This is a genomic window from Pseudomonas sp. ML96 (assembly GCF_000761545.1).
Taxonomy (GTDB): domain Bacteria; phylum Pseudomonadota; class Gammaproteobacteria; order Pseudomonadales; family Pseudomonadaceae; genus Aquipseudomonas.
Window position 1 is genome coordinate 70,277 of sequence record NZ_JPMY01000031.1, and the last position, 19,425, is coordinate 89,701.

The following is a 19,425-nucleotide window of genomic DNA, read 5'->3' on the forward strand; positions in this document are numbered from 1 at the left end:
CTTTATCTTTAATCCTTCTTCACGAATCCAGGCAGGCTGGCCAGCTGACTGGTCAGGCTCTCGCTGGTTTTCTGCAGGCGAGCAACCAGCTGATCCATGGCGGTGTAGCGCGCAACGAGACGCTCCTGGACCTTGGCAATACGCAGATCGAGAGCCTCACGCTGATCATCGATGTTGCTCAAGGTGCCCTGCAGGGCCTTGGTACGCTGATCGAAGACCCCACCGGTCTTGAGGTATTCATTGACGTTCTTGTCCAGCCGAACCATCAACCCCTTGTCACCAGTGAAATACTCCGCCACCCCCTCAAAGTTGCTATCCAGCGCACTGGTGAGCTTGGTGTCATCAATCTTCAGGGTGCCGTCTTTCTGGGTAGTAATGCCCAGCTCGGCCAGAGCACGAAAACCATCGTCCCCGGTCATTTTCACCAACTCGCCACGCAAGCCGGCAACCAAACCACGCACCGTGGCATCACCGACCAACGCACCAGTGACCGGATTCTCGCCCTCACCGACCTGAACCACAGCAGTTTGCTGTGCCGCTGCATTCATCAGGCTGTTGTAGGCATCCACGAACTTCTGGATATTGGTTTTGACGGTTCCCTTGTCGACGCCGATGGTGACATCGACGGTCTTGCCGGCTGTCAAATCTGCACTGCTTTGTGCGCCAGCCAGGTTAAGGGTTACGCCATCGATGGCCGAGCTGACCGAGTTGCTACTACTCACAACCTTCAGCCCATCGACGAACAATACAGCCGACTGAGCCTTGCTGATCACACCCGCTCCGCCAGTGGACGAGTTAGGGCCAGCTGAAGTAGCCGTTACTCCACTAGCCGGATTCAGCGCAGTCAAAGCGTTATTGGCAGGAGTACCACCTGAGACTGTCGCCTCGAGAGTCAGATCGGTGCCATTGGTAGAATTCAGGACCAGACGAGAACCTGAAGAGTCGGTCTCAATGCTGGCGGAAATGCCCTGACCACTACCGGAAGTATTAATGGCGTCGCGTACATCTTCGAGACTGGCACCGTCAGTGATGGCGACGTTCAGATTAACGCCCCCAGCCTTGATCGCCAGGTTCCCGCTCTGGAATAGCGTAGAGCTGGAAGCACCTGAGAACGAGGGCAACTGCAAGCTGGCCGAGGGCTGAAACGCCTGTGTAGTTAGTGCAACACTGCCAGTGGTAACACCATCTTCACTGACAGCCACCTTGATGTCATTACCCGCCCCCGATTTGGTGGAGCTGAGCACCAGACGCGAGCCGGAAGCATCACTGACGATAGTGGCGCTGACCCCCTGGTCCTTGCCGGCGGTATTAATGGCGTCGCGAACACCACTGAGACTGTTGTTGGCCGCAGTGACATCCACCTCGAAACTGGAAGAGCCAGTGGAGATGGTCAGCTTCCCACTGTTGAATGTCGCAGTAGATGCATTGGCAATCGACTGCAGACCGATCTTGCTGCTCGTCGCCAGCTGCTGTACCTGAACGCTGTACTTGCCAGCGACAGCATCCGCATCAGCCTTGGCGCTCAGCACTGCACCGGAGCTGGAGGTCGCAGTACGAGTAGTAAAGAGTGACGGCTTGTTAAGGTTCTGAATGGCCGTCTGCAGGCTGCTCAGCGAACCCTTTATGGTCGACAGTGCAGAAAAGCGCGAGGTGGTGGCCTTTTCAAGGCGATCAAGCTGCTGAGTCTTTGGAGCTTTCTCCGCATTCACCAGCGCAGTCACGATGCTGTCGATGGATTCGATACCCGATCCGACGCCCAGGATTCCAGCCATGTTTCACCTCGCCAAAAAAATGACTTTCAACGCCTCATGAGCGCTTTACAGTCAAAAGCCGTGCCAACGCTTTGAGCATTAGGCTTCGGCTTTAAACAGCAGACTGCGTACTTCCTCCAAACTCTCTGCCAATTGCAGAGCTTCCTCAGAAGGAATCTGACGAATAATGTCGCCCGAAGAGGCATCGGTAACCTTAACTACGACGCGTCCCGAGCCATCGTCCAGAGTGAAATTGACGTTCCGTCGTACCGACTGAACAAACTCCTGGATAGTCGATACCGCAGATTCGACTTGCTCACGAGAAACGTCCTTTGCCTCTCCTGCGGCAGCCTTTGCCGCCTGCTCCTCGCTGCTCGGTCCAGCACTGCCGGCCTGCCTGCCTGCGGGCTGAGCAACAACCGAGCGCCCAGTGGCAAGTGCCGGGTTCAGCGAATTCTTGATTGAGCCGACGTCCATAAATTTCTCCTCACAAAGAGGTAGCGGGGAGAAGAGCTAAGCCCTTCTCCCCGCAGTCTAGCGCCTTTGACCTTAGCCGAGCAGGCTGAGCACAGCCTGCGGCAGCTGGTTGGCCTGTGCCAGGATTGCGGTACCGGCTTGCTGCAGGATCTGATTCTTGGTCAGTTCCGAGGTTTCAGCAGCGAAGTCAGTGTCGCGGATCCGGCTGCGAGCAGCGGAAGCGTTTTCAGAGATGTTCTGCAGGTTCGAGATGGTGTTCTCGAAGCGGTTCTGCACAGCACCGAGTTGAGCACGTTGGCTGTCGATGTTGGAGATCGCACCGTTGATGATGCCCAATGCGTCCTGGGCCCCCGTCGCAGTACTGATATCGATGGTATTGACCGCGTTCAACTCACTGAAGCCGTCAGCACCCAGGCCACCACTCATGCCAGTCACAGAGAAGGCATCGGCTGCTTCCAGCTGAACCTGACCATCGGCGCGAGCACCGCCGCCTGCAACGATAGTAGCAGCAGTACCAACGTCATCTTCACCATCGAAGCTCTTGGCCTGCAGAGTTGCACCACCCGAGCCAGCGTAGTTGGTGAGCATGATCGCATCGCCATTCGAGCTGACCAGTTCGATGGTGTCGCCTTTGGAGATTGCGGAGATACCAGTCTTGCCAGTTTCCTTGTTGATCGCGTCAGCCAGGGAAGACAGATCGCTCAGGTCGGTTACCACAGCAGATACGGTCGCACTGTCAGTGGACAACGATTTGCTGGTGGCGCCAGTCAGGTTGAAGGAAACGGTACCGGAGGCAGTAATGCCGCCCAGCACTGCAACAGTACGGGAGTTGGCAGTTACGCCAGTCTCGTCGCTCTTCGAGTTGACGGCTTTGGCCACTTCGCTAGCGGAGCCGCTGGCTGCGCCAGTAATGGTCACAGCGCCATCGGAAAGCTTGGAGTCGATATCGAAGCTGGCATCAGCGTAGGCACTGCCCGAAGTAGCACTGAAGGTAGCACCAGAAGCAATGGCGGCCGCACCAGCACCAGAGGTAGTCACACGGTTCACACCGATACGGTCGGTAGCAGCAGAGCCGATCGAAACACTGATGTTTTCATAAGCGTTGGCGCCGACCTGGAAGCTCTGCGAGCCGAAGGAGCCGTCCAGAATCTTACGACCACCGAAGCTGGTGGTGTCGGCGATACGGTTCAGCTCTTGTTGCAGCTGAGACACTTCAGCCTGAAGGGCTGCACGTTCAGTGGCACCGTTGGAGCCGTTGGCCGACTGCAGGGACAGGTCACGCATACGCTGCAGGATGCCAGTGGACTGTTGCAGCGCACCTTCAGCGGTCTGGGATAGGGAGATACCGTCGTTGGCGTTGCGGGTAGCAACGTTCAAACCGTTGATCTGGCTGGTCAGACGGTTGGAAATCTGCAGGCCAGCAGCATCGTCTTTTGCACTGTTGATGCGGTAGCCAGTAGACAGGCGCTGGAGGGAAGTATCCAGACCCTTGGACGATGTATTGAGGTTACGCTGAGTGTTCAGCGAAGCGACGTTTGTGTTGACTGTCAGGGCCATGGTGTTTGCCTCCAAAGGACCGTGCTACTGAGTTTGTCTGAGCCTGCGAGCTTCGGGCCTGCTTTGCTCAGACGCCCCATAAAGTTCGCATTCGTCCTTTGTATCGGCGCTAGCAGCGGGAGCTTGAGAAGAAATTTGACTTTTTTGCTTATTTTTTTTCTTCAAAAAAATCATCAACTTAACCAAACCCAAAGACATCCAAAAGGACTCTGACGGAATACCGGCAGGCCAAAAGCCATCTGCTGCCGGTATTTCATGACGGATTGGTCAATCCGGCATCCAACCTTTGCGCCACAACTCCAGATTATTGCCATCCAGCATCCACTGTTGATGGACAGCCTCTCTCAGCTGATCACCCAACTTCCCTGTCGCTTCGAGGTCGTTGATATGTGCTCGAATCGCTTCCACCCAGTCCTTGAAACGGTTCTTCACGCGGGTCACCGGCAAAGCATCTCCCTGATAGCAGCGCACATCACTGCATATCACCGGGAAACCACAGGCCCCGTACTCCAACAACCGTAGATTGCTCTTACATTCGTTGAACAGATTCTGCTCAACGGGCGCCAGCGCAAGGTCCAGATTCAGCTGCGCCAAGGCGCTGGGATACAGGTCTATATCGACGCCCTGATGGAATTCATGAACGAAGGGGCGCAGCTTCTCGGGGCACATGCCGAAAAAGACCCACTCGACCTCGCTGGCCAGCTCTTTGACCACATCAGCGATCAACTCCAGATCGCCCGTGTGCCCTACACCTCCAGCCCAACCGACCCGTGGTTTCCGACCCTGCTGGCGCAAGCCTTGCACTGAACCCCACCACTGAGTCGGCAGGACGTTCCGCACGACTCTGATGTCGCCATGCAAGCCCGCAAACGCCTCAGCCAATGGCTCAGTGGAAACGACGAAGCGATCCACGAAGTCCAGCCCGCGGCGAAGCGATTTGAGGATGTCTTTGGGCATCTGCTCCCGATGGGCGCTCTTGAGCGGAAGGTTCAGCAGATAGTCGTCGAGCTCGTACACCGTGAAAGCACGGGAGAACTTACGAATACGCCGCATGGCTTCAAGGCGTTCATCCCCAATCTGCCGCTGCAGCACGATCACGTCCGGGTCGAAACGCTCCAGGTCTGGAACCTGCAAAAGCCCCATGGACATCATGCCGTCGATCTGCCCGGCGGCCTTGAGAGCGGAGAATGGCTTAATCACACGGTAGTGACCACAACCCCAAGGGTCAGCTGGATGTGCGAGCACTACCGGCAGTGGACGCCAGGTCAATGGCCGCCATGTCAGCCCGGTATCACTTTCCAGATCGAACCCACGGCCATTGAGCGCCAAGTTGCGGTTGTATGCCACATCGCGAGCCAGCGTTGGCAAATGCCGCTCGTAAACTCGGTCCTGCGCTTCCACGCTCACCTGATAACGTGGCTGCTCATGCAATAGAACGGCGTGCGCTGCCCAGACGGTGAGATAACCGGCATCACGCGCGCGCAAGCAGAAATCGACGTCCCGGTAAGCCCCCAGCTCGCTATCCAAGCCACCTAGCTGGCGAAAGACCTCTGCACGCACCATCAGGCACGCCTCGCCAACCGCACTGTAGTCCTGGTCGACCTGCAAACGTTGCAGGTAGCCTGCCGCGTCCATCGGCTCGCCAGCGAAGGCTGCCGCTGCTGGCCCACCCAGGCCTAACAGCAAACCTGCTTGATCGACGCGCTTATCCGAAGTTAGCAGCTTGGCTCCGACGACACCTACCTCTGGGCGCTGGGCATGATTAAGCAGCTCATTGAGCCAATTTTCCTGCACCGCCGCCGCCTCACCGGACAGCAGCAACAGATACTCGCCTCGTGCCGACATGGCCGCATGATTGAGTGCCTGCCCCACGTCGGCACAGCTCACTATGCGCAGGCGGGCATCGTTTAAGGCCGCAACCGCCTGCAGCCAGCCTCGAGTGCCCGAGTCATCGACACAATCGATCAGCAGGATTTCATAATGCTGGTAGCTGGTCTTTTCCAACAGGGTATCTAGACACTGCTGCAAGCGCGCCAGCGGGGCGTCGGCAGCGATCAGCACCGATACCAAAGGGCTAGCCGAGTGACCATAGTCAATGCGATAGCGAGCCGGTAGCCCGGGCAATACCTTGGCCTGATAGCCCCGATTCGCCAGATGGCGCTCGATGACACGACGCTCATCAGGGCTGTCACGCAGCATGGGGGCCTCGGTGGTGAGCAGCGGCTCATCAATGTGACCGAGGCCCGCCAGCCCTTCCTGCTCGATCAGCCGGGTGATCAGCTCAAACTCCATCGCCCCGGCGAATTCTGCGTCGAACCCACCCATGGCAAGAAACAGATCCTTGCGGAACAACCAGTAGCGAGCCATCACCACCGGGAAGCTAAGCAGCAGATCGAGATTGAAACCCGGCAGAAAAGCCCCGCCCAGCCCACCGCCAGGCAGGCGTTGTAGCTGGTCGCCATACACAGCCCTGCATTGAGGATTAGCCAACAGCTCCAGACCGGCGATCATCAAACCACTGGGCGTAAACTCGTCACCCGCGTGAGCCAGCATGAACCAGTCGAAATCGCTCTCACCCACGGCTTTATTGATCTGGGCAGCAAGATCGCCCTCAGCCAAATGGACGAAATGCAGCTTGTCCGCCGCCGAAGTAGAGGGGGCAGTAGTCGGCGTCAGCACCAGAATCTTCAGCGTTGCATACAGACAGCGGCCGCCACTCAAGCTCCTCAGGGTCGCCATCAGCTTCTCGGACTGACCGTCTAGATCAAGCACGACCACGCCGATCAGCGGACCGCCACCCTGAGCCTGCAGGTGCTCGTTGATCAGGCGATTCTCCACTTCGCTGGGTAGGCGTTCCGCCATCCATTGCTCCAGACTGGATTTCGCAGGCCTCTCGCCCAAACGCTCCAGCATCTGGCGCCGCCCCAACTGCAGCCCCTCGCTAGAGGATCCGGAATAGCGCTGGTACAGCTCTCGATACAAGGCAGGGAAGTTCTTCCGCTCGCGCCCCAGCATGTGGTCGCCGCCGGCGCCTGCCTCCCGCGTATGCACCTCGGTGGTAATGGTCGGTACATGCACGAATGGGTAGCGAGTAGCCAGACGCAGCAGCATGTCCCAATCTTCGAAAGCTGCCAGGCCGATATCGAACTCGCCTGCCTCTACCAACATGTCGCGCGGATGAGCCCAGGTGTTTACCGGGATGTAGTTCTGTACGAACAAGCGGTCACGGTCGAACACCTCGTGCTGGAAGGGCCTGTTGCGGCCAAGCTCGACACGACGCCCCTCCTCCAACCGTTCACTGACGTATTCCACGCCGGTGTACACCACGACGCTCTGCGGATGCTGCTCAAATGCCTTGGCAAGCACCGCCAGGTGGTTAGGCAGGTAAATGTCGTCATCATCGAGATAGACCACATAGCGCCCCCTCGCCTGTTTCAGGCCGGCGTTACGCGCTGCGGACAAGCCTCGATTGCGCCCCTGACGGATGTAGCTGATAGGGAAGTCGTAGTCAGCCAACAGATATTCGACCGGCTCGCCGTTATCGTTGATCAGGATGACTTCGAAATCCCGAAGCACCTGCTGGCCAACGCTAGCCAGCGCATCGCGCAATAAGTCCGGTCGGTTGTACGTCGTCAGAATGATCGAGAAGCTGGGCTCATACTCAACACCAGCTTGCTTTTCCAGTTCAGCGAGGTCATAGCTCCGACTCTGATCCAGAGCTCTGGCTTTGTATGCCATTCGTAGAGCAGCCGCATGCTCCTGTAAGTGACGCAAGATACCGGACACACGCCAGCAGGCTTCTGCCCGCCCTTGCGCATCATCTGGCAGCCCTGGAAACAGACGGCTCACTGGATATCGGGCAAAGGTATCGAGGATCACTTTGGCTTCGAATGCCCGGGTCTTGGCACTGGACAGACTTTCGCCATGCTGACGCCAGTGACAGAGGATTGCATCCACCTTCTTGAAGCGTGCCGCATCTGCCAAACGAGTCCATATCTGGTAGTCATGGCAACGGGTAAACGTCGTGTCGTACCCTCCATAGCGCGTATAGAGATCACGACGCACAGCCGTGCCGGGATTGGGTAGGCAGTTGCCTTGAATGAGCAGAGGTAGCAACTCACTCCCCAGGTAATCCGGGTAGTGGGTACGCTGAATCTGGCCGCAGCCTTCGTCGTCGAAGATTTCCAAGTCGCCATAGAAAACGTCTGCGCTAAAGCTCGCAATGCTCTTGCGAAGCGTGGCGAGTGCACCTTGCGCCTGGCGGTCATCGCTGTCGATCCAGACGATGAACTCGCCACGCGCAGCGGCAATGCCTTTGTTGCGAGCCGAGGCGCCACCACCATGGTCGTTTTCGACCAACTGCAGGCGCGGATCCTGAATCGAACGGATGATCTGTACAGAGCTGTCGGTGGAACCATCGTCGACCACGATCAACTCAAAGTCAGCATCCCTCTGCACCAACACCGACTCTATCGCCTCACGCACATAGCGCTCACGGTTATATACCGGCATGACCACGCTGAAGAACGGAGAGATAGTCGACTGACGAGGAGCCGAGATGAGTTCTGGCTCAGGCGTTGAAGACGTAAAGATAGAAAAACGACTATTGAGCCACTTAAGCGTTTCAGCAATCAGTAGCGGCTTTTCAGACGGCGCGATATGCCGGTGGGAGCAGATACTTTCAGTGAAGAAGGCTGCCAGTTCCTGATACTGAGGTTCAACACGCTTACCTGTTATGCGCTCCATCATGGTAGAGGTGCGCTTACGAATCTCCCGACGGATATAGAGCGGACGATCGATACGAGAAAAGGGACCATGAGCCGCCAAATGGCAAAGGAACGCTAGATCCGCACTGACGATCGGGCGAAATGGCAAATCTACAAATTTGCGCCGAATGAGTTGATTGATGACTTCGCAACGATCCAACGCATTGAGCAACTTAATGAAGCGTACTTGCGGAGCAAGCGGCTCATCGAAGACATAATTGCCGCCATTGCTCTGCCCCAGAACCTGATTATTTTCGTCGATCCACTGAGTATGGCTGTAAACAAGACTCAGCCCCGGATTCGAAGCCATCCTGGCACAAGCTTCCTGAAGAAACTCAGGATGTAGTACATCGTGGCCACCGAGCCACATGAGCAGCTCAGACTCAGTGTTGTCGAAGCAGTATTTGAAGTTCGCGGTAGCCCCCAAATTGCTCTCATGGCGGACGTAGTGAAATCGTGAGTCACGTACACAAAAAGCCTCACAGATGCTCTGCGTTTCATCTGTAGAAGCATTGTCCGCCACCAGCACTCGGAAGTCGGAGTAGGTCTGAGCAGCTAGGGAGGTGAGCGTCTCATGTATATATGGCCCTTCGTTATAGACAGGCACCGTAACGACGATGGGGTGTTGCAGCTTAGCCATGAGTTCCCCGCGACCTAGATGGTGGTATACCGTGAGGCATTCTGCCCACTAGTAAAATTGAATATTGAATGCATTAAAGCTCTACCAGCCTGGAAAGTTAGCCATGGAGAGCAGCAGTGATCGGCAACATACCGGCAATCCGGGTTTACCGACATGGATGGCCACTTCATCGCTACTCACTTAGCTGCGAATACCTGAGCCGTCAATTAACCGGCGGGCGATGTAACAGGTATAGCAATAAGCAGGCCACGCGCGCAGCCAGCCTATTGGGGAGGATCAAACGGGCACTCGGCCGATAGAGTGGTAACGTAGGCCGTAGCGGCGCATTACCTGGGGATCGTAGAGATTGCGGCCGTCGAATATGCAGCCATCCTTCAAGACACGCCGAATAAGATCGAAGTCCGGCGCTTTGAAGCTCTGCCAGTCAGTCACTACGATCAGGGCATCAGCCCCGACCAATGCGTCTTCCTTGCTATCGACCAGCTCCAGATCCTCACGCTCACCATACAAGCGCAAGCACTCCGGCATGGCCTCTGGGTCAAAGGCACGCACTCGTGCCCCCGCCTGCCAGAGGCTTTCTAGCAGCGTGCGACTGGGCGCCTCACGCATGTCCCCAGTATTGGCCTTGAACGCCAGTCCCCAGAGAGCGAAGACTCGACCGCGCAAGTCGCTGCCATAGCAGCCGATGATGTTGTCACCAAGCTTGCGCTTTTGCGCCTCGTTGACCGACTCCACCGCCTGCAGAATGGCTGGTTCGAAGCCAGCCTGGGAGGCCGATGACTTGAGCGCGCGGACGTCCTTGGGGAAGCAGGCACCGCCATAGCCACAGCCAGGATAAATGAAGTCGTATCCGATGCGTGGGTCGGCACCAATCCCCTTGCGAACCATTTCGATGTCTGCTTCGAACAGCTCGGCCAGATTGGACATCTCGTTCATGAAGGAAATCTTGGTCGCCAGGAAGGCGTTGGCAGCGTACTTGGTCAGCTCGGCGCTGCGCCGATCCATGACGATCATCCGTTCGCGGTTACGGTTGAATGGAGCATAAAGCTCCTGTAGCACATCAACGCTATTGGCATTGCTCGACCCTACGATGATCCGGTCAGGGCGCTGGCAGTCGCTGACAGCCGCTCCCTGCTTGAGAAACTCCGGATTGGCGACTACGTCGATCGTCAGCTCCGTACGCCCCCGTGACGCCAATGCGTTCTGCATCAATGAGTGGATAGCATCTGCCGTGCCTACCGGTACGGTCGACTTGTTGATGACCAACTGATCGGTTTCGGTAGCCAGCGCTATGCTCTTGGCGACCTCGTGGACATACGTGAGATCCGCGTGTCCCTTTGCATCAGAAGGAGTACCAACAGCGATGAACTGGATACGGGCATGGCTCACCGCGCTCTTCAAATCACCGGAAAAGCGCAGCCGCCCTGCTGCCATATTGTTCTGAACGAGCGCTTCCAACCCGGGCTCGTAGATTGGCACAGTGCCGCTCCCCAGCAGCGCACGTTTCTCTGCGTCGCTCTCAATGCACAGCACGTGGTGCCCCACATTCGCCAGCACCGCAGCCTGAACCAGCCCCACATATCCTGCGCCAAACACACAGATGTTCATTCCCGACTTCCTGATCGGCCTCTAGGGACCTGCCCGCTTAGGTTAACGCAGTTGGTTGAACAAGCTGAGCCCGGCAATTTTGACGTAGCTTTGCTGAGCTGCCTCGAGAATGACTGTCTGGAACGAGAGGCGTGACAGCGCTTCGGCGTAGTCCAGTTCGCGCAGATCGGCCTGCACCGACTTGTTCACCAAGGTCACATCCTCGTTATCCACTTCCGTGGTATCGACCAGGTTCAAACGGGCGCCGATCTCTGTCTGCACCTCCAGTACCTGGCCAATACCGTTATCCAGGTTCTTCAGTGCAATTGCCACTTCATCCCGGATGGCCAGATTGCCGACAGCAGAAGTCGGCGAAGACTCCAGCGTCTGACGAAGCTGGGAAATGGTGTTGAGGATACTGCGCTGCTCCTGGAACTGCGGCTTGATGCCGAACTCGTCTCCAGCGGCAGCAGCGGAGCTCACACTGAAGTCGACGCCAAATACGTTGATAGTCGAAGGATAAGGACCGGCAGCAGTGCCAGTGGCAATGGGGGTGCTGCTAGGCCCTACCGGCTGCGCGTAAACATCGTAGTCGGTGGCATTGGTAAAGCGCAGCACGACACCCGAGGTCGGGAACTGGGCATTGAAGGTTGCCTGGTTGGTGATGGTGCCACCACTGACCACCGCGGTAGAGGCATTGGTCGATGACCGGGAGGCGGGAAACTCCGTCGGAGACGCCTGCAGAGTGAAACTATGTGTGCCGATGCCTGGCGTACCCGGAGTAGTGGTATCAGCCAGGAGGCTGTCCAGATTCTGCTCGTTGTCGCCCTCCTTCAACACCACATCAAGCTGGAAGCGCATGCCCCGGAAGTTAATGGTGTTGCCGCCATTGGCCAGCGGGTCGATCTGCCCACCACCAGGGATCTCCGAGGTTACGTCCGCTCCGGCACTATCGTAGATGCGGAACTCTTTGCCACTGACGAACACCAGCGAATAGGGCTCGCTGGAGCGGAACGAGTTATTGAAAGCATCCTGATCTTCGACCAGGCCCTGCGAGACAAAAGCCCTCTGATCCACAGCTGCGACAGGCGGTATCGTCGTGGCCGGCAATGGCGGTACCTGGCCGGCCAGTGCAGGATTGTCGACTCCCCCCGTCTCCAGGACGCGATCCGCATTGATCACATCTTCAAACAGTCGCTTGCCGTTATCGTTGATCGCCACAGTGCTGGACCCAGCCACCTGCAGGCTGCGCTGCCCCTCGTCACCGAAATACGAGTAGGTGCCATCGGGATTCCGGATAAACGGCTCGGTCTTGCCGAGGAAGCCCGAGAACAGATATTCGCCACGGGCATTACGACTGTTCATCAGATTGAGTAGTTCGTTCTCGCGCTCACCCAGCTCCTTGGCAATGGATTTACGGTCTTCGGCCGATAGCGCACCGCCACCAGCCTGCACCGCCAGCTCGCGAATACGTTGCAACACGGTATTGACCGAGTTCAGCGTGGTCTCTTCCTGGGTCAGGCTGTTCTTCGCCGCCGTGAGGTTGTCTTTGTACTGCGAAAGCACTGCCTGCTGCTGCTCCAACTGGAGCAGGCGCACCGAGGCTACCGGGTCATCTGCCGGGGTGAGGATACGGTTGCCACTGCTGATCTGCTCCTGAGTGCGGATCACGCTGGAATAGTTGCGCCCAATGCCGTTCACACCGTTGTTGAACGCCTGAATGGTGGAAATACGCATAACCATGATGGCTGTCCGACTTAGAAGGTATTGATCAGGGTATCGAACAGGCTGCGCGCGACTTGAATGATCTGCGCGGACGCCTGGTAATACTGCTCGAACTGAATCAGCTTGGCCGCCTCTTCATCAAGGTTGACCGCAGAAATCGAATCACGGTTGTCAGTGGCCTGCTTGAGGATCGCGGCAGTCGCCTCGCCATCCACCCGTGCCTGGCTGGTCAGCGTACCTACTCGCTCAACCAGATCACCATAGGAGTCAGTAAAACTCGCACCGGTGGTGCCGGGGAAGTTCGGATCAATACCGACCGTCGCCTTGTTCTGCAGATCTACCAACTTCAACGCGTTGCGGTTATCCGACACGCCGTTGGTATTGAAGGCAATGGTGAAATTGTCACCGGTGCTGGGCCGGCCGCTGATAGTGAATTCGAAGGTGAAATCGTTCGGCGGAGTGCCGGCAGTGATCTGCTGGGTGTTGTTCTGCCCCGGAACGATGGTGTTGCTGCTCAGCACAGCGCCAGTGGTATCAACCACGTCGTAACCGGTAGTCGAGGTAAATACGATGCGCAGCGGCGGAGCAGTGCGCAGGCTGTTTTCGAGCGCTGCCTGAGCGGCCGGATCGTAAATGTCGATCTGGGTAATCATGCTTGGCTGGGTGATCACACCAGTGCCAATGTTGCCGGGGCTGGTGTCAGCCTTCAGTGGCGAGGCGAAGGCCAGCTCTTCGGCATTCTTCAGATCGGCGCGAATATCGCTGCCGGCGGTACGCGTCGGCATGATGCGGAAGCGGTCACCGGCGGCAAAGGTGCCGGATGCCACATTCATCGAGAAACCGTCGAACACCAGCGGCGTACCACTAGTAATGTCATATGGCGCAGGCGCGGCTACCAGCGGGGTATCTGGGTCGCCATCGTCGTCATACATGGCGGAGATTGCCTGGCCGTCGGAAATACGCCGCACCGTGTACTCGGTGGGGCTGGTGAACTCCACCTCGTAGTCGCTGGTCGTCAGCGCGGTGGTATCCTGAATCAGCACGTTAAGGTTGGCCGTGGGATTGCTGTTGCCTACCCGCGCGATGCTGCGCTGGCCGATCAGCAGCGGATCGTTGATCTGACGGAATAGCGGCTCACCGAAGTTGCCCTTGAGATCCAGCCCTTGCCCCAGCTGGCTATTGACCTGGTCGGCAACCGATAGCGCGAGTCGCCCCACAGCATTGAGCGACTCGTCCAACACATCTTCGCGGTAGCGGATCAGCCCACCCATCTCACCGCCAGTAATCAGACTGGTAATACCCTGGCGCGAGTTGCCGCTAACGAACTGCACCTCGGCGCGCAGAGGGTCGGCCGTACCCGGCACCACTTCCAGCTTCGCCGCAGTGGCACCCACCACCAGTGGCTGACCAGAGCCGATAAACAGGTTGTAGCTGTTATCGTCCTGCGGCACCACGGTCACGCCAATGAACTCAGACAGCTTGCGTACCGCTTCCTCGCGCGCATCCAGCAGATCGTTAGGGGCCTGCCCGTTGGCAGAAGCCACTGCGATGGCGTTGTTGTAGCCGGCGATGGAGGTGGCTAGCTGATTGACCTGATCGGTGACCGCCGACATCTGCTTGTTGATGAACGCGTTCTGCTCGTAGAGACGGTCATAGATCGTATTGAAGCGTTTGGCCAACCCCTCCGCCTCGGACAGCACCAGCTGCCGAGCCGGAATGTTGGCGGGGTCCTCTGCTGCCGTCTGTAGCGAAGCGAACAGCTTCTGCAAGCCGGGAGTGATACCCGTAGTACTGCCCGCCAACAACGAGTCGAGCTGGTTGATTTGGTTCAGGTAGGCCGATACGTCGCTGTTCAGAGCGGTACTGCTGCGCACCTGAGTGGTCAGGAACTCGTTGTAGATACGCCGTACGTCGACCAGGGTGGTACCCGAGCCGATGTAGCCGGCGCCGCTGAACTGCGGAGTGCGCGTGGCCTGCACCGTGTCCTGCCGGGAGAAGCCCGGCGTATTGACGTTGGTGATGTTGTGGCCGGTGACCGCCAGCGACGTCTTGTTCGCAGCGAGGCCCGACAGGCCAATGCTCAGTAGGTCAGCCATGATCTAGCTCTCAAGTCCTTGTGGTCGGGCTGTCGGCGGCAGCCACAGCCTGATAGGTCTGCATCTGCCGGGCGATCTGCGCGATCTTGCGAGCGTACTGGGGGTCGGTGGCGTAACCGGCCTCCTGCAGCTCACGCACGAAACGCTCCGGGTTCTCGGTCGCATCCAGTGCCTCCTGGTAGCGACCATTGCCCTGCAGAAAACTCACGTAGTCGTTGAAGCTCTGGCGGTAGGAGTCGTAGGCGCGGAACGATGCCGCCTCCTTCACTGCCTCACCGCCCTTGTATTCGGTGGTCAGCACCCGTGCCGACTCGCCCTGCCAGCCGCCATGGGCCTTGATGCCGAACAGGTTGTGACTGCTGGAGCCATCGGACTGCTGGATGATCGACTTGCCCCAGCCGGTTTCCAGGGCGGCCTGGGCCACCAGGTAACGGGCGTCGACGCCGATCTTCTGCGCGGCCTCCTCGGCCAGCGGCAGCATGGTCTCGACGAAATCGGCGGCTGAGGCAAAGGCCGACTTGCCCTTGGCCAACGGCGGCTGGGCCACGCGGCGGCCGCTGATGGCATCGCTGTCATCCAGGCTCAGCGGCTTGCTGTCCGCCGCAGCGCTAGCCTGCGCCGGCACCCAGTCGCTGCCCGCCAGTGGCTGGCCTTCGGTAGTAGGGACGATACCGGCGAGCAGGCGGTCGGTGAGCTTGCTCGGCAAACTCAGGCGACGCTGGTTGATGAGCTGCGAGTCATCACGAGCGGCACTGCCCTCGCCCGCCGCCTTGAACGCACCGGCACGCGCCGTGCTATTCGGCGCTTCGACCTGGGCGAACGGATTGACCCGCTTCGGCCCGCTCTTCATCTGGCTGAGCTGACGCTCCAGCACCGACGCCAGGCCGATGCCGCCGTTGTTCTTCGACAGGGTCACGGCCAACTGCTGGTCGTGCATGTCCTGGTAGGTCTTGCTCTCGTTGCTGTTCATGAAGTTGCCTTCGCCGAACACTTCGTTCGCCTTGCGCATGGCCTTCATCATTTCGTTGAGGAACAGCGACTCGAATTCCTGGGCAACTTTCTTGATGTTGCCTTCGCTGTCCCCGCCGACCTTGAACTGGTTGAGCCGGTTCAGGTCGGTGTAGGCGCCGCTGTCGATGCCGGCTGCGAGTCTGGAGTCCATGGTCGCCTCCGTCAGATCACGATCAGGTCAGCCTGCAAGGCGCCGGCTTGTTTCAGCGCCTCGAGGATAGCCATCAGGTCGGAAGGTGCGGCGCCCACCTGGTTAACCGCGCGGACGATTTCATCCAGCGTGGTACCGGGGCCGAACTTGAACATCGGCTTGGCTTCCTGCTGCGCGTCGACCTGCGAGCGCGGCACCACAGCGGTCTGCCCACCAGACAGCGCATTGGGCTGGCTGACGATCGGATCTTCGGTGATGGTCACGGTCAGGCTGCCGTGGGTCACCGCAGCCGGCTGTACCTTGACGTTCTGGCCGATGACGATGGTGCCGGTCCGCGAGTTGATGATGACCTTGGCCGCCGCCTGCCCCGCTTCGATCTCGATGTTCTCCAGCACGGCCAGATAATCCACGCGTTGGTTCGGGTCCAGCGGCGCGCTGACGCGAATCGAGCCGCCATCAATGGCCTGGGCCACGCCCGGGCCCAGCAGGCCGTTGATCTGGTCGACGATGTTCTTCGCGGTGGTGAAGTCCGGGCGATTGAGGTTCAGGGTCAGGCTGTTGCCCTGATCGAAGCCGCTCGGCACCGGGCGCTCGACGGTGGCACCGGCTGGAATACGGCCCGCCGACGGAACGTTGACGGTAATGCGCGAGCCGTCACCACCAGTGGCGTCGAAACCACCCACCACCAGGTTGCCCTGGGCGATGGCGTAGACGTTGCCGTCGATGCCCTTCATCGGCGTCATCAGCAGGCTGCCGCCGCGCAGGCTCTTGGAGTTACCGATCGAGGAGATAGTGACGTCGATCACCTGGCCCGGCTTGGCGAAGGGCGGCAGCTCGGCATGCACGGATACCGCCGCCACGTTCTTCAGCTGCACGTTGCCGGAATTAGCCGGCACCTTGATACCGAACTGCGACAGCATGTTGTTGAAGGTCTGCAGGGTGAACGGTGTCTGGGTGGTCTGGTCACCGGTGCCATTGAGGCCGACCACCAGGCCATAACCGATCAGTTGGTTGGTCCGCACGCCCTGGATGCTCGCCAGGTCCTTCAGACGCTCGGCCTGAGCGGCGCTGGCGACGAACAACAGGCAAAGGACGGAAATCAGTCGTTTCATGATCGGCTACCTGCTCAGAACGGGAACAACGGGCTCATGAAGAACCGGTCGAACCAGCCCGGCTGACTGGCATCGGCGAAGGCACCGGTGCCCGAGTAGGTGATGCGCGCATTTGCCACCCGAGTCGAGGACACCGTGTTGTCGGTGGCGATGTCGTCGGCACGCACCATGCCGGCGATGCGCACCAGCTCATCACCGGTGTTCAGCGTCATCCATTTCTCGCCACGCACGGCCAGGATGCCGTTGGGCAGGACTTCCGCGACAGTCACGGTGATCGAGCCGGACAGGCTGTTGCTCTGGTTGGCAGCCGAGTCGCCCTGGGTGGAGCGCGTTCCGCTGTAGCCCACATCCAGGCTCAGATCATCGGTCTTCAGCGGATTGAGGCTGGAGTTAGGATTGTTCAAGGACACAGCGCCGCCGAACAGCGAGGTCAGGCCGAGGTTGGCGCTGCTGTCCTTGGACATGTCCGAGCCTGCGGACTTGCTCGCCTGGGTACGCTCACTCAGGGTGATGGTGATGATGTCGCCGACGCGATAAGCCTTGCGATCATCGTACAGATTGGTCTCGAAACCGGCCTGGTAGATGGAGCCGTTGCTCTGGGAAGCCGGCAGCGGAGTACGCGGTAGCACCGGGGCGTAGTAGGGATCGTCCGGCTTTGGCGAAGGCGCGACGCAGCCGCTCAGGAGCGCGCTGGCCAGCAAGGGGAGAAGAATCATCGGCCGGGTCATAACCACTTACCTCACGGTGTACGTGTCGCTAGTCGCCGGCGCCTAGGGCGCCTGCGGTATTAAAGGTTCTGAGTGATGAAGGAGAGCATCTGGTCCGAGGTGGAGATCACCTTGGAGTTCATCTCGTAGGCGCGCTGGGTGGTGATCATGTTGACCAGTTCCTCCACCACGCTGACGTTGGAGTTCTCCAGGGTATTCTGCAGCACGGTACCCAGACCGGTCAGACCGGGGGTACCGACCTGCGGCGCACCGCTGGAAGCAGTCTCCAGGAACAGGTTGTTGCCGATGGCCTGCAGGCCCGCCGGGTTGACGAAGTCGGCGGTCTGGATGTTGCCGATCACCTGGGAAGCCGGGTTGCCGGCGACGGTGACCGACGCGGTGCCATCCTCGCCCACGGTGAAGGTCTGCACCTCGGCCGGCAGAACGATGGCCGGCTCGAGCGGGAAACCGCTGGAGGTCACGATCTGGCCGTCGGAGTCCAGATGGAAGCTACCGTCACGGGTGTAACCCACGGTGCCGTCCGGCATCAGGACCTGGAAGAAGCCACGACCGTTTACCGCCAGGTCCAGCGGCTGTTCGGTGGTTTGCAGGCTGCCGGCAGTGAATATCTTCTGGGTGCCGGCGATACGCACACCGGTACCCAGCTGCAGGCCGGTGGGCAGCTCGCTGTCCTGGCTGGATTGACCGCCAGGCTGGCGACGGATCTGGTACAGCAGATCCTCGAACTCGGCGCGATCGCGCTTGAAGCCGGTGGTCGAGACGTTGGCCAGGTTGTTGGAAATGGTGGTCAGGTTCATGTCCTGGGCGGACAGACCGGTTTTCGCAACCCAGAGTGCAGGAAGCATATTCTTTCTCCTCGAGCGCCAGATTCATGGCGCTTCGCGTTGGTGATTAGCTGAGTTGCATGACCCGTGCCATGGCCGCCGCATCGTCTTCGGCGGTGCGCATCATCTTCACGTGCAGCTCGAATTGGCGGGACAGCGACAGGATCGCGGTCATCTCCTCGACGGCGTTGACGTTGCTCGATTCGAGGAAGCCGGAGGTGACGCGCACGTTGGCGTCAGCGGCAACCGGCTCGGTGGCGCCCTTGACGCGGATCAGGCCATCGGTGCCCTTCTCCATGGTCTTGGGATCGGGATTGACCAGCTTGATGCGGTCCACCTCGGCCATCACGTTCGGCGCCTCACCGAGGGCACGGATGCTGATGGTGCCGTCCTGGCCGATCTCGACTTTCTGCTCCGGCGGCACCGCAATCGGCCCACCGTTGCCGAGAACCGGCAAGCCATTGCCGGTGCGCAGCTGGCCGAGGGCATCGATCTGCAGGCTGGCGGTGCGTACATAGGCTTCGCCGCCATCTGCCGCCTGTACGGCAATCCAGCCCTGGCCGTCCATGGCGATGTCCATGTCGCGACCGGTCTCCTGCAGAGAGCCAGGGGTGAAGTCGGTAGCCGGACGCTCGCTCATCGCATAGACGCGGGCTGGATAGCTATCGCCGAATACAGGCATGGAGCGCGCCTGTTCGTAGTCGCGCTGAAAGCCGCTGGTGGAAATGTTCGCCAGGTTGTTGGCGTGGGCGCGCTGGGCCAGGGTGTTCTGGCTGGCTCCGCTCATGGAGATGTACAGCATCTTGTCCATGGTTTGCTCCGCAGGTCGGCTATTGCCGCTCGTAACTCAGTTACCTGCTCTTCAGCAAACTGCGTGCCACAAACAAAACATATAGATATCTATATGTTTTTAAAGGATTATTTTCAATAAGAAAGCTCAGAGAGGAGCTTAGAGGAAGGGTATGCCGGCGAGGGCTTGCCGCTGCCGGCAAGCCCCCCC

The 19,425-nt window shown here is 59.0% G+C and carries 12 protein-coding genes; all 12 read right to left on the reverse strand.

Annotated elements, in window-relative coordinates; translation table 11 throughout:
- Positions 1-8: 8 nt before the first annotated feature.
- A complete protein-coding gene (fliD, locus tag IP89_RS15865) occupies positions 9-1,772 on the reverse strand; it encodes a flagellar filament capping protein FliD (protein ID WP_043310579.1) in 1,764 nt (587 codons plus the stop codon).
- A gap of 78 nt (positions 1,773-1,850) precedes the next feature.
- Positions 1,851-2,228, reverse strand: a complete 378-nt coding sequence (locus IP89_RS15870) for a flagellar protein FlaG (protein ID WP_043310580.1) — start codon at positions 2,226-2,228, stop codon at positions 1,851-1,853.
- A gap of 72 nt (positions 2,229-2,300) precedes the next feature.
- On the reverse strand, positions 2,301-3,785 hold the full coding sequence (locus IP89_RS15875) for a flagellin (protein ID WP_043310581.1): 1,485 nt from the start codon (positions 3,783-3,785) through the stop codon (positions 2,301-2,303).
- Between the two features lie 267 nt (positions 3,786-4,052).
- Entirely contained in the window at positions 4,053-9,191 is a 5,139-nt protein-coding gene (locus IP89_RS15880) for a glycosyltransferase (RefSeq protein ID WP_043310582.1), read from the reverse strand.
- 276 nt (positions 9,192-9,467) lie between these two features.
- Complete coding sequence (locus IP89_RS15885) at positions 9,468-10,799, reverse strand: UDP-glucose/GDP-mannose dehydrogenase family protein (protein WP_043310583.1); 1,332 nt, start codon at positions 10,797-10,799, stop codon at positions 9,468-9,470.
- 42 nt (positions 10,800-10,841) lie between these two features.
- Positions 10,842-12,521 (reverse strand): flagellar hook-associated protein 3, encoded by a 1,680-nt coding sequence (locus tag IP89_RS15890; RefSeq protein ID WP_043310584.1) that lies wholly within the window; start codon positions 12,519-12,521, stop codon positions 10,842-10,844.
- Positions 12,522-12,535: 14 nt separating this feature from the next.
- On the reverse strand, positions 12,536-14,599 hold the full coding sequence (gene flgK, locus IP89_RS15895) for a flagellar hook-associated protein FlgK (protein ID WP_043310585.1): 2,064 nt from the start codon (positions 14,597-14,599) through the stop codon (positions 12,536-12,538).
- 10 nt (positions 14,600-14,609) lie between these two features.
- Complete coding sequence (gene flgJ, locus IP89_RS15900; RefSeq protein WP_043310586.1) at positions 14,610-15,761, reverse strand: flagellar assembly peptidoglycan hydrolase FlgJ; 1,152 nt, start codon at positions 15,759-15,761, stop codon at positions 14,610-14,612.
- Positions 15,762-15,772: 11 nt separating this feature from the next.
- A complete protein-coding gene (locus IP89_RS15905) occupies positions 15,773-16,873 on the reverse strand; it encodes a flagellar basal body P-ring protein FlgI (protein ID WP_043310587.1) in 1,101 nt (366 codons plus the stop codon).
- 14 nt (positions 16,874-16,887) lie between these two features.
- Positions 16,888-17,601 carry a flagellar basal body L-ring protein FlgH gene (gene flgH / locus IP89_RS15910; RefSeq protein ID WP_043310588.1) on the reverse strand — a complete coding sequence of 238 codons (714 nt, stop codon included), beginning with the start codon at positions 17,599-17,601 and terminating at the stop codon, positions 16,888-16,890.
- Positions 17,602-17,660: 59 nt separating this feature from the next.
- Positions 17,661-18,446, reverse strand: coding sequence for a flagellar basal-body rod protein FlgG (gene flgG, locus IP89_RS15915; protein ID WP_043310589.1), 786 nt, complete (start codon positions 18,444-18,446; stop codon positions 17,661-17,663).
- Between the two features lie 46 nt (positions 18,447-18,492).
- Positions 18,493-19,236 (reverse strand): flagellar basal body rod protein FlgF, encoded by a 744-nt coding sequence (locus tag IP89_RS15920; protein ID WP_043310590.1) that lies wholly within the window; start codon positions 19,234-19,236, stop codon positions 18,493-18,495.
- Positions 19,237-19,425 lie beyond the last annotated feature (189 nt).

Bases quoted from the DNA above. Each gene is read 5' to 3' on its own strand.
- fliD (WP_043310579.1), bottom strand. From the start codon at position 1,772: ATGGCTGGAATCCTGGGCGTCGGATCGGGTATCGAATCCATCGACAGC.
- IP89_RS15870 (WP_043310580.1), bottom strand. From the start codon at position 2,228: ATGGACGTCGGCTCAATCAAGAATTCGCTGAACCCGGCACTTGCCACT.
- IP89_RS15875 (WP_043310581.1), bottom strand. From the start codon at position 3,785: ATGGCCCTGACAGTCAACACAAACGTCGCTTCGCTGAACACTCAGCGT.
- IP89_RS15880 (WP_043310582.1), bottom strand. From the start codon at position 9,191: ATGGCTAAGCTGCAACACCCCATCGTCGTTACGGTGCCTGTCTATAAC.
- IP89_RS15885 (WP_043310583.1), bottom strand. From the start codon at position 10,799: ATGAACATCTGTGTGTTTGGCGCAGGATATGTGGGGCTGGTTCAGGCT.
- IP89_RS15890 (WP_043310584.1), bottom strand. From the start codon at position 12,521: ATGGTTATGCGTATTTCCACCATTCAGGCGTTCAACAACGGTGTGAAC.
- flgK (WP_043310585.1), bottom strand. From the start codon at position 14,599: ATGGCTGACCTACTGAGCATTGGCCTGTCGGGCCTCGCTGCGAACAAG.
- flgJ (WP_043310586.1), bottom strand. From the start codon at position 15,761: ATGGACTCCAGACTCGCAGCCGGCATCGACAGCGGCGCCTACACCGAC.
- IP89_RS15905 (WP_043310587.1), bottom strand. From the start codon at position 16,873: ATGAAACGACTGATTTCCGTCCTTTGCCTGTTGTTCGTCGCCAGCGCC.
- flgH (WP_043310588.1), bottom strand. From the start codon at position 17,601: ATGACCCGGCCGATGATTCTTCTCCCCTTGCTGGCCAGCGCGCTCCTG.
- flgG (WP_043310589.1), bottom strand. From the start codon at position 18,446: ATGCTTCCTGCACTCTGGGTTGCGAAAACCGGTCTGTCCGCCCAGGAC.
- IP89_RS15920 (WP_043310590.1), bottom strand. From the start codon at position 19,236: ATGGACAAGATGCTGTACATCTCCATGAGCGGAGCCAGCCAGAACACC.